This window comes from Candidatus Eisenbacteria bacterium, assembly GCA_035712145.1.
Lineage (GTDB): Bacteria > Eisenbacteria > RBG-16-71-46 > RBG-16-71-46 > RBG-16-71-46 > DASTBI01.
The window spans coordinates 15,664-33,075 of sequence record DASTBI010000208.1 but is presented as its reverse complement, the minus strand read 5'-3'; the positions used below and the strand labels follow the sequence as shown (position 1 = coordinate 33,075).

General features: G+C 66.9%; 20 protein-coding genes. 5 read left to right on the top strand and 15 right to left on the bottom strand.

Features of this window, described 5'->3' with window-relative positions; all coding sequences use genetic code 11:
• Positions 1–161: 161 nt before the first annotated feature.
• On the bottom strand, positions 162–1,109 hold the full coding sequence (locus tag VFQ05_14920) for an NAD-dependent epimerase/dehydratase family protein (GenBank protein HET9328056.1): 948 nt from the start codon (positions 1,107–1,109) through the stop codon (positions 162–164).
• Positions 1,110–1,246: 137 nt separating this feature from the next.
• Between VFQ05_14920 and VFQ05_14915 the strand changes: the two genes are divergently transcribed.
• Positions 1,247–2,407, top strand: a complete 1,161-nt coding sequence (locus VFQ05_14915; GenBank protein ID HET9328055.1) for a DUF2911 domain-containing protein — start codon at positions 1,247–1,249, stop codon at positions 2,405–2,407.
• Positions 2,408–2,423: 16 nt separating this feature from the next.
• On the opposite strand, the gene VFQ05_14910 is transcribed toward VFQ05_14915, so the two are convergent.
• The gene (locus VFQ05_14910; GenBank protein ID HET9328054.1) at positions 2,424–2,867 is read right to left on the bottom strand and encodes a TerB family tellurite resistance protein; all 444 of its coding nucleotides are present in this window, start codon (positions 2,865–2,867) and stop codon (positions 2,424–2,426) included.
• Between the two features lie 140 nt (positions 2,868–3,007).
• Between VFQ05_14910 and VFQ05_14905 the strand changes: the two genes are divergently transcribed.
• A complete protein-coding gene (locus VFQ05_14905) occupies positions 3,008–3,694 on the top strand; it encodes a hypothetical protein (protein HET9328053.1) in 687 nt (228 codons plus the stop codon).
• On the opposite strand, the gene VFQ05_14900 is transcribed toward VFQ05_14905, so the two are convergent.
• Positions 3,691–4,338, bottom strand: coding sequence for a hypothetical protein (locus VFQ05_14900; protein ID HET9328052.1), 648 nt, complete (start codon positions 4,336–4,338; stop codon positions 3,691–3,693). The genes VFQ05_14905 and VFQ05_14900 overlap by 4 nt on opposite strands.
• On the bottom strand, positions 4,335–5,249 hold the full coding sequence (locus tag VFQ05_14895) for an SDR family oxidoreductase (protein HET9328051.1): 915 nt from the start codon (positions 5,247–5,249) through the stop codon (positions 4,335–4,337). The genes VFQ05_14900 and VFQ05_14895 overlap by 4 nt, the downstream gene beginning before the upstream one ends.
• A gap of 88 nt (positions 5,250–5,337) precedes the next feature.
• Between VFQ05_14895 and VFQ05_14890 the strand changes: the two genes are divergently transcribed.
• Entirely contained in the window at positions 5,338–6,141 is an 804-nt protein-coding gene (locus VFQ05_14890; protein ID HET9328050.1) for a hypothetical protein, read from the top strand.
• Positions 6,125–6,652 (top strand): hypothetical protein, encoded by a 528-nt coding sequence (locus VFQ05_14885; protein ID HET9328049.1) that lies wholly within the window; start codon positions 6,125–6,127, stop codon positions 6,650–6,652. The genes VFQ05_14890 and VFQ05_14885 overlap by 17 nt, the downstream gene beginning before the upstream one ends.
• A gap of 3 nt (positions 6,653–6,655) precedes the next feature.
• Here VFQ05_14885 and VFQ05_14880 read toward each other — a convergent pair whose 3' ends face one another.
• The 8 genes from VFQ05_14880 to VFQ05_14845 all read right to left on the bottom strand — a co-directional run bounded on the left by VFQ05_14880 (position 6,656) and on the right by VFQ05_14845 (position 14,994).
• On the bottom strand, positions 6,656–7,747 hold the full coding sequence (locus VFQ05_14880; GenBank protein ID HET9328048.1) for a YCF48-related protein: 1,092 nt from the start codon (positions 7,745–7,747) through the stop codon (positions 6,656–6,658).
• A gap of 4 nt (positions 7,748–7,751) precedes the next feature.
• Positions 7,752–8,195: a phosphate-starvation-inducible PsiE family protein gene (locus VFQ05_14875; GenBank protein HET9328047.1), complete on the bottom strand. Its 444-nt coding sequence runs from the start codon at positions 8,193–8,195 to the stop codon at positions 7,752–7,754.
• A gap of 761 nt (positions 8,196–8,956) precedes the next feature.
• Positions 8,957–10,057 carry a DJ-1/PfpI family protein gene (locus tag VFQ05_14870; protein HET9328046.1) on the bottom strand — a complete coding sequence of 367 codons (1,101 nt, stop codon included), beginning with the start codon at positions 10,055–10,057 and terminating at the stop codon, positions 8,957–8,959.
• Positions 10,058–10,224: 167 nt separating this feature from the next.
• Entirely contained in the window at positions 10,225–11,001 is a 777-nt protein-coding gene (locus VFQ05_14865; protein ID HET9328045.1) for a LytTR family DNA-binding domain-containing protein, read from the bottom strand.
• Positions 10,998–12,059 (bottom strand): histidine kinase, encoded by a 1,062-nt coding sequence (locus VFQ05_14860; GenBank protein ID HET9328044.1) that lies wholly within the window; start codon positions 12,057–12,059, stop codon positions 10,998–11,000. The genes VFQ05_14865 and VFQ05_14860 overlap by 4 nt, the downstream gene beginning before the upstream one ends.
• 80 nt (positions 12,060–12,139) lie before the next feature.
• On the bottom strand, positions 12,140–13,345 hold the full coding sequence (locus tag VFQ05_14855) for a hypothetical protein (protein ID HET9328043.1): 1,206 nt from the start codon (positions 13,343–13,345) through the stop codon (positions 12,140–12,142).
• Between the two features lie 145 nt (positions 13,346–13,490).
• Positions 13,491–14,012 carry a hypothetical protein gene (locus tag VFQ05_14850; protein ID HET9328042.1) on the bottom strand — a complete coding sequence of 174 codons (522 nt, stop codon included), beginning with the start codon at positions 14,010–14,012 and terminating at the stop codon, positions 13,491–13,493.
• A 241-nt stretch (positions 14,013–14,253) separates the two neighbouring features.
• A complete protein-coding gene (locus VFQ05_14845) occupies positions 14,254–14,994 on the bottom strand; it encodes a hypothetical protein (protein HET9328041.1) in 741 nt (246 codons plus the stop codon).
• Between the two features lie 104 nt (positions 14,995–15,098).
• Between VFQ05_14845 and VFQ05_14840 the strand changes: the two genes are divergently transcribed.
• The gene (locus VFQ05_14840) at positions 15,099–15,584 is read left to right on the top strand and encodes an META domain-containing protein (protein HET9328040.1); all 486 of its coding nucleotides are present in this window, start codon (positions 15,099–15,101) and stop codon (positions 15,582–15,584) included.
• Between the two features lie 28 nt (positions 15,585–15,612).
• On the opposite strand, the gene VFQ05_14835 is transcribed toward VFQ05_14840, so the two are convergent.
• The 3 genes from VFQ05_14835 to VFQ05_14825 all read right to left on the bottom strand — a co-directional run bounded on the left by VFQ05_14835 (position 15,613) and on the right by VFQ05_14825 (position 17,386).
• Complete coding sequence (locus tag VFQ05_14835; protein ID HET9328039.1) at positions 15,613–16,050, bottom strand: hypothetical protein; 438 nt, start codon at positions 16,048–16,050, stop codon at positions 15,613–15,615.
• An 88-nt stretch (positions 16,051–16,138) separates the two neighbouring features.
• On the bottom strand, positions 16,139–16,666 hold the full coding sequence (locus tag VFQ05_14830) for an SRPBCC family protein (protein ID HET9328038.1): 528 nt from the start codon (positions 16,664–16,666) through the stop codon (positions 16,139–16,141).
• A 249-nt stretch (positions 16,667–16,915) separates the two neighbouring features.
• Complete coding sequence (locus tag VFQ05_14825; GenBank protein ID HET9328037.1) at positions 16,916–17,386, bottom strand: universal stress protein; 471 nt, start codon at positions 17,384–17,386, stop codon at positions 16,916–16,918.
• Positions 17,387–17,412 lie beyond the last annotated feature (26 nt).

The following is a 17,412-nucleotide window of genomic DNA, read 5'->3' as shown; positions in this document are numbered from 1 at the left end:
GTGCTCCTGGCAAGTCGCTTGCCGAAAATTGACCGGGGAATTGTCGCGACGTGAGGTGCGGTTGACGCACGATGATCAGCTTCTTGACCGGCTCTCGACCTCTCGCGCTCGCTTTCACGAAGTAGATTCCGGTCTCGGCAAAAGGTTTCGAGAGTTTGCGCTCACCGGGCCTGAGCGGAGTAATGCTGCATGGCCCACTCCACGGTCGCGCGCACCCCACTTTCCAGCGGCGTGGCCACCGCTTGCGCGCCAAATCGCTCGCGGAAGCGCCGGTCGCTCACGACGAACGGCTCTTCCCACTGATAGCTCATTTCCGCGAGCTCGCGCAGCAGCGGCACGAATACGCCGAGCGCCGAGAGCATCCAGCCCGGCATGCGCTGAATCTTCAGCTCACGTCCCAGGACCGCGCCGATGCTGCGCACCATGCCGGCCGTCGTGTCGGCGGGCGCGCACGGCAACATCCACGCGCGGCCCAGCACATCGTCCGGAGCCTCGCCGAGCTGGGCCAACGCAAGCGCAACATCCGGGAGGTAGTGATAGGTGTGCGGCGTATCCGTGCGGATCAGGAGCTGCGCCAGGCCCTTCGACAGCGCCTTCGGCCAGAATGGATCGCCGAAATGCGACATGGTGGCGCCAGGCCCGTAGAAGTCGGAAGCCCGGCCGATCACGACGTGCGCATTCCCCTTGCGATGCGCATCGAGGTAGCGCTCGCCGATCTTCGCACGGATCTCGCCCTTTCGGCTCGATGGCGCGATCGGTGACTCCTCGTCCAGCTCGCGACCCTTGGGTCGGCCATACAGGTACAGGTTGTCGATCGCCACGAGCCGCGCGCCCGAGCGCGCCGCCGCGCCAATCAAGCCGTCGGCGATGCGCGGAAGCTCACGGGCCCAAACCGATGTGAAGTAGAGCGGGTTGACGCAGTGGTAGATCGCAGCCGCCCCTTCGGCGGCCTTCGCGGTGAAACCCCCGTCGGTGACGTCCCCCTTCAGCGATTCCGTTCCATCCGGCGCGCTGCCCGATCGATGAGCCAGCCGCACGCGATGGCCGCGCGCCAACAGCGTGCGCGCCAACGCGGTGCCGACCTGACCGGCCCCAAAGACCACGTGCATGGGATCCTCCCTTCCGCTCTCAGTCTGGGGGGGCGAGCCAGGGAACGGTAATCGCCGTGATCCCCCCGGAGGATCGGTGTATCCTGTCCGGCGCTTTTCCCATCCGCACTCGTCATCCCATTGTGAGGCCCTCGACGATGTCGATCCGTACGTCCTTGACTCCGCTCGCCCTGCTCCTCCTGGCCGCACCAGCCTTCGCCCAGCAATCCGGAAGCTTCGTGGTCCGCCTCGGCACCGATACGACCAGCGTCGAGCGCTACACGCGCACGGCCAAGCGCATCGAGGTCGAGCAGGTCGGCCGCGTGCCTCGCGTTCTTCATCGCCGATTCATCTACGATCTCGGGCCTTCGGGTGAGACCACCAAGGCTTCGCTGACGGTGACCGTGCCGGGATCGGCCGCGGGTGCTGCGCCATTCCAGCAGATGGACGCCAATCTCGTGGGCGATTCGGTGATCACCGTCATCCGCCAGGACACGACCACACGCACGGTACGCGTTGGGGTGCCGAAGGGCACGATGATCGCCAGCAATGCGGTGCCCTGGGGACTCTACGACGGCGCCACCATGAAGCTGGCCGCCCAGAAGGGAGACAGCCTGCGGGTGCCGCTCTATCAACTCGGCTCCACGAGCATGACCTCGCTCTCGGTGCGGCGGCTCGGCAAGGACTCGATGATCGTGGAGACGATGAACGACCGTTACCACGCGCGCGTCGATGCCCAGGGCCGGATCCAGGGCGTGCGGTTCATCAGTGGCACGCAGGGGTACGGCGTGACTCGCATCCAGAAGGCCGACGTGCCGGCGATGGCCAGCGCCTGGGCGGCGCGCGAGAAGGCCAGCGGACCGGTGGGCCAGCTCTCCACCCGCGACAGCACCGTGGCCACGGTGGGCGGCGCCTCCTTGTGGGTCGACTACAGCCGCCCGTCCAAGCGTGGGCGCAACATCTTCGGTGAGCTGGTGCCCTACGGGAAGGTGTGGCGCACCGGCGCGAATGCGGCCACGCAGTTCCGCACCGACAAGAGTCTGCAGTTCGGCAGCGTGACTCTTCCGGCCGGGATGTATTCGCTGTTCACGATCCCGGGGCCCAACGAGTGGACGCTGATCATCAACAGCGAGACCGGCCAGACCGGCACCGCGCACAAGCCCGAGCGCGACGTCCACAGGATTCCGATGAAGGTGAGCGCGACGTCATCGCCAGTCGAGCGATTCACCATCTCGGTCACGCCGGCCGGGAGCGGCGGCGTGCTGGCCATGGAGTGGGACTCCACGCGCGCGGAGGCGCCGTTCACGGTGGTGCCGTAAGACGCCGACCCGGCGCTCAGGAGCCGGCGCGCTCCACGCGGCGCCGCGCTTCGGCGAGGTATCCGGGCTTGAGGTCGAGCAGGTTGGCCAGCTTGCGAGCAAGCTGGCTCTCCTGCTCGGCGAGCCGGCCGTCGGCGTGAATCACGCGCCACATCAGCTCGGCCAGCACCATGCGCTGTCCTTCGTCGTAGTGCTGGACGACGACGCTCGTGAATTGGTGGAGGTCGACGGCTTCGCGGCGCGCCGCGTCGGCCTCTGCCATCAGCGTGCGGGCGGTCTCGACCTCGATGTCGAAGTGGCGGATCGCCACTTCCTCGATGTGACTCCGTTCCTCGGCGGTGAACTCCTGGTCTGCGTGCGCCAGCTCGAGGAGCAGCGCGCAGGCGGCGACCTGGAGCCGTCGAGATGGATCTTGCGGGGGACCGGCGCTCTCCGCGCGGCCCGAGAGCAGGGACTTCAAGGCCTCGAGCATCGCCGAACAGTCTGCCTGCTCGAGCCTTGGACGCCAAATCCGGCCATTTCCGAGTGAGCGGACGTGGACTAGAATCCCTGCCGCCTTTCGATTCCACACGTCTTGTCGCCCCTCATCGGGAGATCCGAATGCGCCGCCTCTCATCGCTCCTCGCCGCCATCCTCGCACTCTTCGTCATGACCTCGAGCGCCCTCGCCGGGGCCCGTTTCGGCCTCTCCGGCTTCACGGGGTTCCAGGGCTATCAGATGGGTCAGATCAACGACGCCATCAAGTCGATCGAGGAAGCCTTGTCCGAGACGGCTGACCGAGCCGAGATCGACAATCTGACCGGCGCCTGGAGCTATGGCTTCGCGGCCCACGCCGACGTCACACCGAATTGGCGCGGCTACATCGAGTTCGAGCGCCTGGCCGACAAGACCGGCTTCGGAAACAACCTCGGCGCGTTCCATCTCGAGCCGGATGCCAACGTGATCATCCTCGGCGCCACCTATTTCTTCCCATCGATGACCAAGCAACGCTTCGGGGTGGGTGGAGGTGTGGGTCTCTATCAGTTCGGCGGTGATGCGAACGCCACCCTCAGCTGGTACACGAGCACCGCGACCGGCTCCGTCGATCTCGGCGGCAGCACGACCGGCTACCACGCGCGCGGCGAATACGAGCTGGCGCTCTCTCCCGCCTGGATGCTCGACGCGGCGCTCGGCTACCGCTGGGCTCAGGGCGACATGCAGGTGAACGGCCAGGATTCGGGGAGAGATCTCGACTGGTCCGGTCTCATGACCCGCATCGGGTTCACGCTCATCGTGGCCGGCAATTAGAACTCGTAGCCGGCCGCGAACGCGAAGGTCTCGTCTTCGGGACGGTCGAGGTTGAACCAGTAGAAGCCGAGCCATCCCTTGGCGCGCGACAGCTCGATCATAGGTCCGCGCTGGATGTCGAGCCCGGTCTCGTACGTCTTGGCGCGCTGGGCGACGAAACCCAGCCTCCATCCCTCGGTCACGCCGAAGGTCCCTTCGACCCATGTGTAGACGAAGCTCGCTTCCGAATCCTCGAGGTCCACGATGACCTCGGACTCGGTGGAGAAGGCGAGCCCGCGCCAGGCGAGGTCCAGCTTCAGGCCCGGAGCGATGGCGTCCGTTCCGCCCAGGACCAGCCCGATGACGGGCACGACCGTCGCCGACTCGTCGCCGCCGAGCTGGAACGTCCTTCCGACGAAGATCGAGCCCGTGTCGAGATCTTCGTAGTTGTATCTGGCTTCGAGATGCAGGGCGCCGCGATCCGCCTCGAGGATCGGAGAGAGGAACACGTCGTCATCCGGTGGAGCGAAGACGAACGCCGAGGCGCCAACGGTCCATGCGCCCGCTTCGGCGCCGGTGGCGAAGAGCAGCGTGAGAAGCGCGAGTGCTGCTCCGCGGCACGATCGAAGCGATCCGTGCGGCTGGGCCGCAGAGGGCAGCATCACGCCGGGCGGCTGCTCCCCTGGAGCTCCGCCCATGCGCCTTCGACGTAGTCTCGAAACGAGTGGAGCTGCACGGGCTCGGGCATGCGCGCGAGAAGCGGGCCCATGTCGATCCTGTCCCCTCGGGTGGCGCCTTCGTGAGCGATGATCAGGAGAGAAGAGAAGCTCGGATTGAACGGCCGCAACCCGGACGCGAGCAGCGTCATCACCGCCGCCGGCATCCGACGCACCGCGAACTTCCGTCCCGTCACCTGCTCGCACACTCGCAACGCGTCCAGGGGCGTCATCGCCTCGGGGCCGCCGAGGACCATGTCGGTTCCTCTGAGCGCCTCGTGCTCGAGCGCAGCCACGGCGAAGCGCGCCACGTCTCGAAGATCGATGTAGGTCTGCTGAACGGTTCCCGAGCCGAAGATCTGGGCCTTCGCGGCGGCGAGATCCCAGCCCACGGCGGGCCCGAGATGGATCTGCATGAAGGCGCTGGGTTGCAGGATGGTCCACGCCATGCCGGAGCCACGCACCGCGTTTTCCACTTGCCGCTTGAATGCGACGAACGGAGCGCGCGAGGAGAGGCTCGGGCCGACCGAGGTGTAGACGAAGTGCTGAACGCCGGCTTCCCGAGCCGCCTCGACCAGAGCCAGCGTGCCGTCCCGGTCGACTCGGACGAGCGAGTCTCCGGAGCGTCTTGGAACGATGGCATTGGCCGTCGTCACCGCGGAGGCGACTCCGGCACAGGCCGAGCGCAGCGAAGCCGCGTCCCTGAGATCGCCATGTGCGATCTCGATGCCGAGCGTCCGCAGTTCCCGCTCCCCCGGTGAGCCCTCGCGCACCAGCCCGCGGACCGCATGGCCTCGCGACCGCAGCTGGCGGCAGATCTCTCCACCGAGAAGGCCGGTCGCTCCCACCACCAGGATCATGTGGCGTCACGCTAAGCAAGACTGGCCCTGACGGCAACGCCTTCGTCAAGAGCCTTGGGTTCCAGGTCGAATCGACCGACAACAGGTCATGCCCAAGCTCGTCCATTCCAGCTTCACCTGGCTCGCTCTCACCTTCGCCGTCCTCGGGTGCGGCGGCGTCTCCCAGAAGGAGCCGCTCCTGCCGGTCGAGACTTTCTCCTGGTGCCCGCAGCCCATCTCGTTCGCTCCGCCGCCCAAGCGTTGGTATCGCCAGGGCGACAACGGCGGAGGCACGCTCGGCGTTCGGTTCATCCTGAGCCATGGCGGCGGCCAGTGCATCAGCCTCGCGGGCTACAGCTCGTTCGCCGAGCGCAATCCCAAGCAGGCGATCGCGCGGCTGATCGGGCGCCGCGACTCGCTCGGCGAGCGCGAATTCCTGCGCGAAGTGTCGAAGCTTCGCGCGCGCACCGATGACCCGCTCTCCCACCGGGAGGCCATGGTGGCGGCGTCCATCAACGACGCCCTCGATCGTGTTTCGGCGGACCACTTCGCCGGCCAGCCAGGGTTCGTGCTGGCGGACCTCGAGAGCGCGCTGCGCGTGGCGTCGAGCTACGAGATGACGCTCGAAGAGATCCTGCCGCGCATCCGGCTCCATCCGGAGCGCATGCGCGAGCCGGAGCGCTGGCGGCTCGGCTATCAGCGGGACACGGTGATCGCGGGCCATCCGGCCTTCGCGGCCGACGACACGCTGATCACCGACGAGCGGCCGCTGCTCTATCACCAGATCTTCTGGGTGGTCGACGGCTACGCGTTCAACGCGATCTACCAGGGCACGCCGGAGAACCTGGCGACCTTCCACCGCGTGCTCGACTCGGTCGCTTTCCCGGAACCGGCTGGTGCATCGCCGCGCTGAGGCCATCGCGGCGCTCGGCCTGGCCCTCACGCTGAGCGCGTGCGCGCCCCGGGAGGAGCCGGTGGCGCGGGACTTTCAGATCGGCGCGCATCGGGTGCGCGTGGTGCCGCCTGGAGGCTGGGAGGTCATCGAGCACGGCCGGCAGCATCTCTTCCGCAACGGCGAGTCGCAGGTCTCGCTCACCGATGTGGTTCAGCCGGCGCCCGAAGACACGACTCGAGAGCAGTCCTCCGACGAAAAGGTGGCCTTCGTGTTCGGCACCTTCTCCCAGTCGGGTCGCAGGGAGATCGCCCGCCGCGACGAGCGCCCGGTGAATGGGCGCCTGTGGACCGAGGTGCACACGTGGAATCGCATCAGCCACATGGATCCGGCTCGGTTCGCCTATACCGAAGCCGGGCGGCGCTTCCTCGTGCTGGCGACCGACCGCGGGCCGATCGAGGTGACCGGACCGGCATTCGACACCCTGCTCGCCACGATCGAGGCCGAGACCGACACGTCCGGGACGCGCTGACCGCTACAGGTCGGCGCCGGTATACCGGAGGACGACCTGGGGTGCCATGCGCGCGCGATCCCCCGCCGCCCAGGCGTGCGCGGGATCGAGCACGAAGATCGAACGCAGGTATTCCCCCGGCTGGACGCGCTGCACCTGCCAGGTTGCACCGCCGTCGCGGGTGCCGATGACCACCGACTCGGCGACGTCGTTGTAGTAGCCCACGGCGTAGCCCCGCTGGCGATCCAGGAACCGCACCGAAGTCAGCGTCAGCCGGTCCGGCGGCGTTTCGAGCTCGGGGACGACCTCGCGAGGCCGGCGCGGCTCTCCCTTTGGAATCACCCGCTCGATCGGGACACCGTGGGTCTGCCGTGTCCAGGTCGATCCGCCGTCCTCGGTGTGGAAGATCACGCCTTGCTCGCCCACGATCCACCCCTGTGCCGCATCCGTGAACGTGATGTCCCACAACGTCGGGCGCTCGTCCTTCGCCAGTGGCAGCGGGACCTGGGTCCAGGTGCGGCCGCCGTCGCTCGTGGACCGCAGCGCGCCGCCGTGCGACACCACCCACCCATGCCAGTCGTCGAGGAACTGCACGGCATTGCCGGAGAAATAGTCGTCGTCGGCCATGACCGGGGCCCACGTTTCGCCGCCGTCCTGGGTGCGAAGCAACGTCGATGGCCCCACCGCCCAGGCGTTCCGGGAGTCGAGAAAGCGGACGTCGGACAGCATCGCGCCGCGCGACCCACGGGCTTCATTCCAGCTCGCCCCACCGTCTGCGGTCACCAGGATCCTGCCTCCGGACCCGACCGCCAGGCCGTTCAGCGTGTCGCGGAACTGGATCGCGCCGAGCGCGAAGCCAGTGCCTGCACCGGCAACGACGCCGGTGGTGAAGTGCCATGACCGCCCGCCGTCCCGCGTGCGGCCAACGATGCCGCCCTCGATCTGATAGTTGCCGCCAGCCACCCAGCCGTTCAGGGAATCGGCGAAGAAGATGCCGTCGAAGATGGCGTCGGTCGGCACCGTGACGGCCTGCCAAGGCTCGGGCGGCGCGGCGGACCTGGAGCCGCAACCGGCGATCAAGAGCGCGGCGATGAGACTCGCGCTCCGTTTCATCATTCGTTCACTCGGCCGTGCCCCGGCGTCCCGCGCGTTCTCCCATCTCGTTCCGGCGCACGGCCACCCACAGAGCACCCACCACCAGCAGCACGGCGGCCACCCCCATCTGCTCCTGCCACGGGGCGGTCCCCTCGAACAGCATGATCCAGATCTCCCGGACCACGATCGTGATGGTGAGAGTCAGGATGTTCAGCACGGAGAGCCGCTCGTTTCGCCGGTAGTCGCGGAAGAGGTTGAAGATCTCGACGAACACGAAGACGGTGAGGACCCGGAGGCCAATCTCCTTCAACACGCCGGGTTCGTAATGGAGGTAGGCGTTGAAGGTGTCCATCACGAGCATGACGATCGCGCGCAACAGGATGGCGAGCACGATCAGGCCCAGGGCATCGAGGACCAGCTCGCTGGCCCGGCGGGTCAGTCGTGCGTAGGGCGTTTCAGAGGATGTCATCGCAGCTCATCGAGCGCTCATGGGCAGCGGGCGGGCTAGGCGCCCGCCCGCTGGAGATACCCGAGGACCCTAAGGTCCTACATCTGCGGCATCTCTCCGCCCGACTCCATCATCTTCTTGACCACCCGTCTGCGGACACGGCGCCGGACGCGGCGAACCTTGCGCTTCACCTTGCGGACAGCGCGGCCCACCTTGCGGCGAGCACGGCGGACCTTGCGGCGGACCTTGCGCCCGACCTTACGCCGGACGCGGCGAGTCTTACGAGCGACTCGGCGAACCTTCCGGCCGGTACGGCGAACCTTGCGCCGCACCTTACGGGTCGCTTTGCGCTTTACTCTCCTCACCTTCCGTGCCGCCCTCTTCCTAGCTGCCATTTGTTCCTCCCTGCGGATAGTCCGCATGAGCGTTTTCGGCTCGACATTCCGTCAGGAACACCTGACGTGAGGACCGGAAGGGAAGCACCGCCCGCGAAGAGGATGGAGCGAGGACGAATGCGGCGGCGATCGATCTACCTGGAGCGAGGTCCAGCGTCTGGGCGAGGCACATGTGCAATGCCTAGTCTCCTCGGTGTCGACGCATGTCAGGCCTTCGACACCGTAGCACACGCGCAACACTCGTCAAGCATCATTGTCGCGGATTGCACCATTTTTTTGTCGGTGACACGTTCCGGTGTCACCGTCCATCGCGCAATGGTGACGATGTGCACCGCGCACACCGGGCAGTGTCACCGTCCGATGTGCGCGGGTCGACAAAATGCCACGCTACTTCTTGGCCATCAGCTGGCGCACTCGCGGATCCGACGCGACCGCTGCCAGAGCGGGCTCCGACTGGATGGCGTCCGGGTTGAAATGTCCGGGGACCGCGGCGGCCTTCTCCAGCGAGCGGACGGCGTCTTCCTTGCGGCCGGCCTTGGCGTACTCGACCGCCGCCGTGTACCACGTGTAGCCCGACATCTCGTCCTTGGCGATCTCCGCCTGGCGGGCGAACGCATCGGCGGCCGGTGCGTGCTTCTCCTGAGCACGCAGAGTGAGCGCCAGGCTCCGCCATGCCTCGGGGTCCTTGCCGTTCTCAGCCACCATGGCCCGGTAGGTCTTCTCCGCCTCGACGTAATTCTTGCCGCTGTAGTGGATGTCGCCCATCTGCATCCGGCGGCCGCGCTCATCCGTGCTGGGATTGAGGTAGGAATACCCCTGCGCCAGGGATGCCTCCGGCGACCACGAGTACTCCATGTAGGTTGCCACGTCGTCCGCCACTCGCCGGCCGAGCAGGCGGGCCACGATGTGCAGCGAGCCATCGATGCCGGCGGAAATGCCGGCCGTGGTCACGACCTTGCCGTTGTCCACGAACCGCCGCCCGCGCTTCACGGACGCCTTGGGGTAACGCTTCTGCAGGCCGTCGATCGCGCCATGGAAGGTCGTGACTTCGAGCCCGTCGAGGAGGCCGGCCTTGCCCAGCACGAAGGCGCCGGTGCACACCGACTGGGCGATGTCCGCCTCGAGCGATGCCTTCCTGGCCCATGCGAAGAACGCCTCGTCGTCGGTGATCTTGCTCGACGGCCCACCGGGGAATAGCACGATGTCGGGCTTGGGGGCGTCCTGGATGGAGTAGCTCGGCACCACGTGAAGGCCCTGCGCGTTCACCGGATCCTTGGTCTTGGAGACGATGTAGACGTTGAAGGCCCGCTCGCCGTTCACGCGCCCGAACTCGGCCGCGTCGTTGTACACCTCGTACGGGCCGGTCCAGTCGAGCGGCTCGGCGTTCTCGTAGACCACGATGGCCACGTTGCGGGTATACGGCTTGGCGCAGGCCGCGGCAGGAGCCACGACCAGGCCGGCGAGAACGGTGCAGACGAACATCTTCATGGGACCCTCCTCGGAGAGATGCCAGGCGTCGCGCTCGACGCCGCACGCCGCATTCTGGCAGCGCATGGATGGGCCAAACCGAGTCATGCAGCCGAACCGCCCCGCCACGCAGTGAATCGGCTCGGTGGGTTCCCAGCGCGGCAATGCCGGCGCCGAGCGTCCGGGGGTCAAACCGAACGGCGCGGTGAAGCTCCCAGCAGGCGCTCGAATGCCTCGCGGCGGCTCCGCGAGAGACGCACGCGCGTCCCGTCGGCCAGCAACAGCAGGCGGTCGCCGCGCACCAGGGGGCGGATCTCGCGCACCCGATCGACGTGAACGATGGCCGAGCGATGCACCCGGAAGAAGCGCGCCGGATCGAGCCGCTCCGCCAGCTGGTTCATGGTCTCGCGCAGCAGGTGCGACTCCCCGCCCGCGTGGATCATGGCGTAGTAGTCGGCGGCCTCGATCCAGTCGATGGTGTCGACGTCGATGATTCGCGTCCGGTCCCGATCTCGGACGAGTATCCGGGACGTCTGCCGAGAGCGCTCGCGCAGGAGCGAACCGACTCCGGTTTCCGCTGGCACCCCCTGGCGGCGGCTCCGCACCTGTTCCTTGGCCCGCGCCAGCGCGTGGGCGAAGCGCTCGTCATGGACCGGCTTCAGCAGGTAGTCGACGGCGTGGACCTCGAACGCGCGCAGCGCATGCTCCGAATAGGCGGTGACGAAGACCACGGTGGGCGCTTGCTCGACACCCAGCGCCTCGATCAGGTCGAAGCCGTCGACCTCGGGCATCTGGACGTCGAGAAAGATCAGCTCGGGCCGGGTCCGCTCGACGGTGGCCACGCCTTCGACCCCGCTGCACTCCCCCACCACCTCGACGCCGGGGTCGCCGGCGAGCATCATCCGGATGGCCTGACGAGCGAGCGGCTCGTCGTCGACGATCAGCACCCGCACCGGATCGCTCATCGCGCCTCGCTCCACGGCAGCATGACCCGCGCCATCACGCCAGAGTCGTGCTCGGCCAGCTCGAATCGAGCTCGGTCGCCATGGAGCTGGGACAGCCGCGCCATCGTGTTGGAGAGCCCGATGCCGTTCTTGCGCGCGCCATCGAGCCGTCCGGTATTGAAGATCTCGATGGCCACCTGCTCGCCCCGGCGCTCGGCCGTGAGCGCGATGCGGCCCGGGGCATCGCTGCGCGAGAGGCCGTGGCGCACCGCGTTCTCGACCAGTGGCTGGAGCAGCAGCGCCGGGACCGCGGCGCGGGCCGCGTCGGGGTCGACCCGAACCTCGAACGAGAGGCGGTTTCCGAACCGAAGACTCTGGATCTCGAGGTAGCGCTCGACCGTCTTCACCTCTTCCGCGAGCGGCACCGTTCCCCCTCCCGCGCGGTCCAGCGCATAGCGGAGCAGGTCCGACAGACCGCCGATCATCGTGAGCGCCTCTTTGGGCTGACCCGCCCGGACGAGCGCAGCGATCCCGTTCAGCGTGTTGAAGAGGAAGTGCGGCTGGGTCTGGAGCTCGAGCGCATGGAGCCGAGCCTGGGCGAGCGAGGTCTCGAGCTGCGCGGCCTTGCGCTCGTTCTCGCGCGCCCGCTCCGAGGTCTCGTCGACGGAGTACGCGAGCACCACCAGGCTGTAGAGCACCATCTCGATCGGCACCTGGAAGAAGGCGACGCGATAGAACCGTGGCAGGAACGACGTCGGGTTCATGAAGTCGTAGGGCACGAGGACCAGCTCGGCGGCGATCCAGGCGGCGACGTGCGCGATGCCGAACGCGAATGCCGCCGCGGCATGGAGCATCAGGCCCGCCGGCGACAACCGGCGCAACGGCACGCGCCGCAGCAGCGCCCCGATCGCGAGGGTGATCGGAATCCACAGGCTCCACACCAGCACCTGGTAGGAGATCACCGCCAGCCACGAATGGTGGTGGCTGAGCATGCTGATCTGGATCTGGAGCCCGGAGAAGGCTCCGAACAGAGGCCAGCAGACGGCGGTCAGCAGAGCTCGCCGCGTGGTGCGGGTCATGGTCGGGCGATCATGCCCCACTTCGAGCGCCAGAAGGCGGCAAAATGCCGCGAATGGTGACTCCGGTGCAGCGAACCGGGCTAGCGGAAGCGGACCTCGGTGACGTCCCGCCACTCGACGTACGACGGCTTCTGGCCACCCGCGAACACCAGCAGCCCGTCGTTGTCGCGCGTGACGTCCTGGCTTTCCTCGAGCTCGATGTTCAGGCCCATCCTGAGCTGCACGACGGAGCGGCGGCTGCCCTCCGGACGGATGCTGGCGATCTCCCGGAAGGGGATGAGGTATTCGGTGACGCCGTTCGTCCCGTGGAGCAGCTCGAAGTCACGGGACTCGTCGAGGTCGAAGACGATCTGGCCGTCCAGCCGTCCGTCCCGGGTGACCACCGTTCCCACCAGCGGCTTTCCCTTGGCGTACTCGGCGTAGCTCCGTCCCGAGTTGGGCGCGCGGCTGAACGTGACCTCGTCGAAGTCGTCCCACCCGATCTTCACCGAGCCGAGGCGCGGCACGATCACCACCACGCCGCGATTGCCCGAGTTCACGTCATTGGTGCCCCTCAGGTACACCTCGTCTCCCGATCTCAGGCGCACCATCACGCCGCTGCGGTGCTTGCGAATGCCGGCGATCTCGCCGAACTCCACGTGCGCCTTGCCGTCGGGACTGTCGCCGTCGAGCTTGTCGGTGGTCAGCGTCTCGTCGTTGTCCCACTGGATGCGCCCGGTGAAGTCGTAGCGACCGGACTTGACGGTGCCATAGATCGGCTCGCCCAGCTTTTCTTCCAGCGCCGTGGGCGTGTCCATGAATTCCACCGTGCGGATCTTGTCCCAGGGGATCTCGCGCTTGCCGCTCCTCTTGTCGATCACCGTGATCTTGGCGCCGACGTCGTTGGAGCCGCCTTTGAGCTGCAGCTCCTCCCCGTTCCGGAACTCGGCAACGACGTTTTCGTGGCGGCGGACCTCGAGGCGCTTCAGATCGCCGAAGCGAATGGCGAAGAGATGAGTGAGCTCGGGCTCACCCACCCCGAACACGTCCCAGCCCTTCCAGTGGCGCGCCTTGATGTCGTCGACGATTCGGGGGTCCAGATCGGCGAGGTTTTCGTTCTCCGCCTTGGTGGCGTTGAAGATGTCGTCCCAGAAGGCCTCTTCCGTCCCCCAGCGAAGCTGGCCGGTGTACTTGGAGCCGCTCTCCGTCTCGACCCGTCCATAGATGTAGCCGACGTCCGAAGCGAGGGCGGGCCCCGCCAGGGTCAGCCCCAATGCCATCACCGCGATCGAGTCCCGGATGCTCACGACACCTCCCGTGGAAGAGGGAACCTGCCCGGATAGGCAGCCGACGGGGAGCCTACAGTTCCTGTAACGGCGGGAGGTGGGATTTTGTTGCACGCCAGAGCCCTCGAGCCGTCCAAGGCCCGAGGGCTCCATTCAGGCGGACGAGCTAGCGATAGACGTGGACGCCGGTATTGCGCCACTCATTCTCGAAGTAGGTCGCGTCGTCCTCGTGCTTCGGCCGCACGCCCACGACGACCGAACCTTCCTTGAGGTCCTTCTCGTAGACCTTCGCCCGCTCCTCGGGAATGCCCATGCCGACCAGCGTGCCGACCAGCCCGCCACCCGCGGCGCCCGCGGCGCCGCCGACCAGCGCGCCGGCCAGCGGACCGGCGACGACCAGCCCGATACCGGGGATGGCCACCGTCGAAGCAGCCGCGAGGACTCCAAGGATCGTGGCCCCCACTGCCCCACCGACTGCACCACCGACGCCTGCGCCCTCCATCGCCTTGTTGCCGTGCTCGATCTTGATGTCCTTGCCGCCGAACTTCTTCCGGGTCTCGTCGGACATCATGATGTGGATGTCCTTGTCCGAGTAGCCCCTGGCTCTCAGATCGGCATAGGCGCGCTCCGCAGACTCACGATCACGGAAAGACCCCGTGACCAAAGGCGCCTTGTCATGGTCCTTCATGGGAAACCTCCTTGGCGTGTGCGACTTGCGGCCATGTGGTTTGAATGGATGGCTCGCGATGCGATGAGGCGAGCCGTACCAGCAGTCGCAAGAGCGGGGCCACGGCTCACCCGCCTCTCGTGTCGCGAATTTCCCTGGGATTCGACGTGGTGCCGAGAGCGCCGGCCGCGCCCAGATGGCAAGAATTTCCGGCCGAGCCTCCGAAGAGGGGCCTGCCTGACGAATCGTGGCGATTCTTACGTCACGGTTTGATCGCCGTATAACCGTCGGGAATCTTCCAGGCGACCGAAGGGACTTGTCCGGACTTGAGGCGCACCGCTTCGAACTGGAAGTTTCCGGACGAGCCATGGGTCCGGAACGTCGCCCGACCCGCCAGAGGCAGGCCGTCCTTGGTGCGCGCGGCGATCAGCAACCGCATGAGCTGGCGGCCGAGCGGATCCTTGATGGAGGCCATCACCACCTTCTCCAGCTCGGGGCCGTAGTTCGCCACGTCGACGCTGCGTGCGATCCAGCGCACGTTGGTGAGGTAGCTGCCCGCGGTGAGCACGTACTGGTCACAGGTGATGCCCGCGATCTTCTTCTGCTCGTAGGTTCGGACGACGCGGATCGAGTCGTTGAATGCGGTCACCATCGCGTTCCACTTGGCGGTGTCGGCTGCCATCTCGGCGACGCCGATCCGGTTCCCCTTGATGATCCGGTGGGCGATCGTGTCCGCCACCGCTCGCTTGCCGGTCCAGTAGGTGCGCGCCTTGTGGTTGATGACGGTGACGCTGTCGCTCTTGCGATCGAACATGAACTCCCTGCCGTCCGGAGACGTCACGCGCATGCGCCGATTGGTGTAGTAGTTGGCCCGCGTCAAGGTGTCCCCGCCGATCAGCGTGTATTTGAAGACCACGGTGTAGTCCGCGGCGGCAGGGAATGCCACGCCGAGGGCGAAGCCGATCGCCAGCAGGGTCACTCTGAAGCCGAAGCGCGTGAACACGGGAGAGCCTCCTGGTGGAGAATGCCGGGCGGGACTACTGTGGCGCGGGATGGTTTCGTAAGCATGTAGCAGCGTCAAGGTCTTTTGGCCGCCTGGAGGTGGGAATGCCTGCTCCGCAAGCAATGCGCAAGAGCCTGTTCTGCGTGGCATGGATGGCCGCGATCTGCGGCTGCGGTTCCAGAGAGCCCGCCGTATCGAGCCAGCCTTCACCCGCGGCTCAGATCCAGGCGGAGAGCGGCAAGACAACCGTGTCGCTGGCCGGGACCGAGTGGCTCGTCGCCGACATCGGTGGCAAGGCGGTGGCGAACCCGTCCCAGACCTCCGTGAAGTTCGCGGCCGAAGGCAACGTCTCGGGCACGACCGGCTGCAACAACTTCACCGGCACCGCGAAGATCGAGCAGGACCGAGTCTCGTTCGGTCCGCTCGCGACCACACGCAAGGCCTGCGAGGGAGATCTGGCGACCCAGGAGCAGATCTTCCTCAAGGCGATCGAAGGCGTGCACCGCTTCACGGTCGACTCGAGCGGTCAGCTCCAATTGCTCGGGGCCGATGGCCAGACGCTCATGACGCTGACGCCCGCGACCCTGTAGCCGCATTCGCCGCCGTGGCCGCGTGACTTCAGGCGGTCGCCGTGGCGGGGACGGCCTGCCGCTCGAAGTGGCGGCTCAGGTCCGAGAAGTAGACGAGTCCCAGAACCGCGCCGCCCACCACGGCCTCGACCGTGCTGAACATGGAGCCGAGCGGGGTCATCACCGAGGGACCGGAGAGCAGGAGCAGCACGAACCAGGCGATCCACGCTCCAAGATAGAGGCGGCGAGCGAACCACCAGAGGTTGAGCAACCCGATCCAGGCCACGACGGTGGAGATGATCGTCAGGGACCACAGCGGCGTCAGGATCAAGCCGCTTCCGCTGAAGATGGCGAGGTTCCTGGTCAGCGTGAAGTCCTGGAGCTCTGCGGGGAGCGTCCAGCTGAAGAACAGCTCCGATCCGATGGTGCTGAAGGCCGTGACCACGTCGGCCAGGACCAGGATCATGAGCCATCGACCGCGATTCATGGGGGCCTCCTCGGAATGCGTACCGCTTCTGCCAGTGCGCTACGGAACATGATGCGCGAGGGTTGCACCCGCTTCGACGCGGCGAATGTCAGTTGTCGTCCCGGCGGCGAAGCATCTCCGCCCTCACCTGCTCCAGCAGCTCGCGCGTGGTCTTGCGGAGGGCGCCGCGACAGAAGGCACGGGCGATCGCGCCATGAGGCTCGGCGGTCAGCCGATAGGTCACGTAGACCGCCCCCGTATCCGGCATCGGGACGATCAGCCACTCTCCGACATAAGAGGAGAAGTCCTTACCCAGCACGTCCGTGAACGCGATGCGCCGTGGCGGCTCTTCGCGAGTATCGAGCTCCACGTGCACCCGGCGACGCACGACACCCGCCATCACGCTCCCCGTCGCGACCTGGTGGACCCGCAGGGACCCGTCGCTCCGGCGCTCGGCCCGGCTCGAGACCATCGAGGTCACGAATCCGGCGATGTGGTCGTAATCGGTGAGGACGACCCAGGCGACGACGGCCGAGACCGGGACGATGAAACTGCCTTGAACTCCGCAGGCGCGGGTGGAGTCGTCGAGCTCGACCGTGACATCGCCGGACTCCGCCGCGCCGGAAAGGAGAACCATCGTGAGCACCGCCAAAACGCAGCGGGCGCGATTGCTCGCGCCCGCCTCGTTCCTCACTCGAAGAAAGTCGAGAAGCATGGTGCTTGCTCGATCCGGTCGATCAGAACGACACCTCATTGTCGTGCATCGTCGACGTGCCCTCGAGCTACAGCGTGCTCTTCGGTCCCAGCGTGACCGCAACCGGGGCATCCGCGGCCGCGATCGCCGCGGTGAAGCCAGCAACGGCCAGCAAGGTCAGCCGGACTGCCTTCATGCCCTCCTCGTCGTTCCGGAGGGCCCTGCCGCCGCAGCCGTCTTGACCACCAGTACGCTGCAAGGAGCGTGGGTGACGAGATGGCTGGATACACTGCCGATCATCAGCTTCGCGATACCGGTACGGCCGTGAGAACCCGCGACGATGAGATCGGCATGGGTGGCGAGGGCTTCCTGGACCAGCGTTTCCCGGGGGTCCCCGCTCAGCACCCTTCCCTCGGTCGAGAAGCCGCACTCACGCAGGCGGCTCTCGGCGTCGGAAACCAGCTCCTCCAGCTGCCGGCGCTGCTCGGCGAGCACGTCGACGTCGATGGGCGTCGGGTCATAGGGCATCGAGACCGCATGAGCGACCGGCTGCAGGACGCTCAGCACGATCACCCGGCTCCCGGCCGGCCACCGCATGCGGGTGACGAATTGCAGCGCCTGCTCCGAGTGGGGCGAGGCGTCCAGCGCGATCAGGATCTTCATGGCTACCCTCCGTTTTCTGCTTCACC

Coding starts and splice junctions, on each gene's coding strand:
- VFQ05_14825 (HET9328037.1), bottom strand. CDS start 17,386: ATGAAGATCCTGATCGCGCTGGACGCCTCGCCCCACTCGGAGCAGGCG.
- VFQ05_14830 (HET9328038.1), bottom strand. CDS start 16,666: ATGGTTCTCCTTTCCGGCGCGGCGGAGTCCGGCGATGTCACGGTCGAG.
- VFQ05_14905 (HET9328053.1), top strand. CDS start 3,008: ATGCGCCGCCTCTCATCGCTCCTCGCCGCCATCCTCGCACTCTTCGTC.
- VFQ05_14870 (HET9328046.1), bottom strand. CDS start 10,057: ATGAAGATGTTCGTCTGCACCGTTCTCGCCGGCCTGGTCGTGGCTCCT.
- VFQ05_14835 (HET9328039.1), bottom strand. CDS start 16,050: ATGAATCGCGGTCGATGGCTCATGATCCTGGTCCTGGCCGACGTGGTC.
- VFQ05_14875 (HET9328047.1), bottom strand. CDS start 8,195: ATGACATCCTCTGAAACGCCCTACGCACGACTGACCCGCCGGGCCAGC.
- VFQ05_14920 (HET9328056.1), bottom strand. CDS start 1,109: ATGCACGTGGTCTTTGGGGCCGGTCAGGTCGGCACCGCGTTGGCGCGC.
- VFQ05_14840 (HET9328040.1), top strand. CDS start 15,099: ATGCCTGCTCCGCAAGCAATGCGCAAGAGCCTGTTCTGCGTGGCATGG.
- VFQ05_14880 (HET9328048.1), bottom strand. CDS start 7,747: ATGATGAAACGGAGCGCGAGTCTCATCGCCGCGCTCTTGATCGCCGGT.
- VFQ05_14890 (HET9328050.1), top strand. CDS start 5,338: ATGCCCAAGCTCGTCCATTCCAGCTTCACCTGGCTCGCTCTCACCTTC.
- VFQ05_14895 (HET9328051.1), bottom strand. CDS start 5,249: ATGATCCTGGTGGTGGGAGCGACCGGCCTTCTCGGTGGAGAGATCTGC.
- VFQ05_14850 (HET9328042.1), bottom strand. CDS start 14,012: ATGAAGGACCATGACAAGGCGCCTTTGGTCACGGGGTCTTTCCGTGAT.
- VFQ05_14865 (HET9328045.1), bottom strand. CDS start 11,001: ATGAGCGATCCGGTGCGGGTGCTGATCGTCGACGACGAGCCGCTCGCT.
- VFQ05_14860 (HET9328044.1), bottom strand. CDS start 12,059: ATGACCCGCACCACGCGGCGAGCTCTGCTGACCGCCGTCTGCTGGCCT.
- VFQ05_14915 (HET9328055.1), top strand. CDS start 1,247: ATGTCGATCCGTACGTCCTTGACTCCGCTCGCCCTGCTCCTCCTGGCC.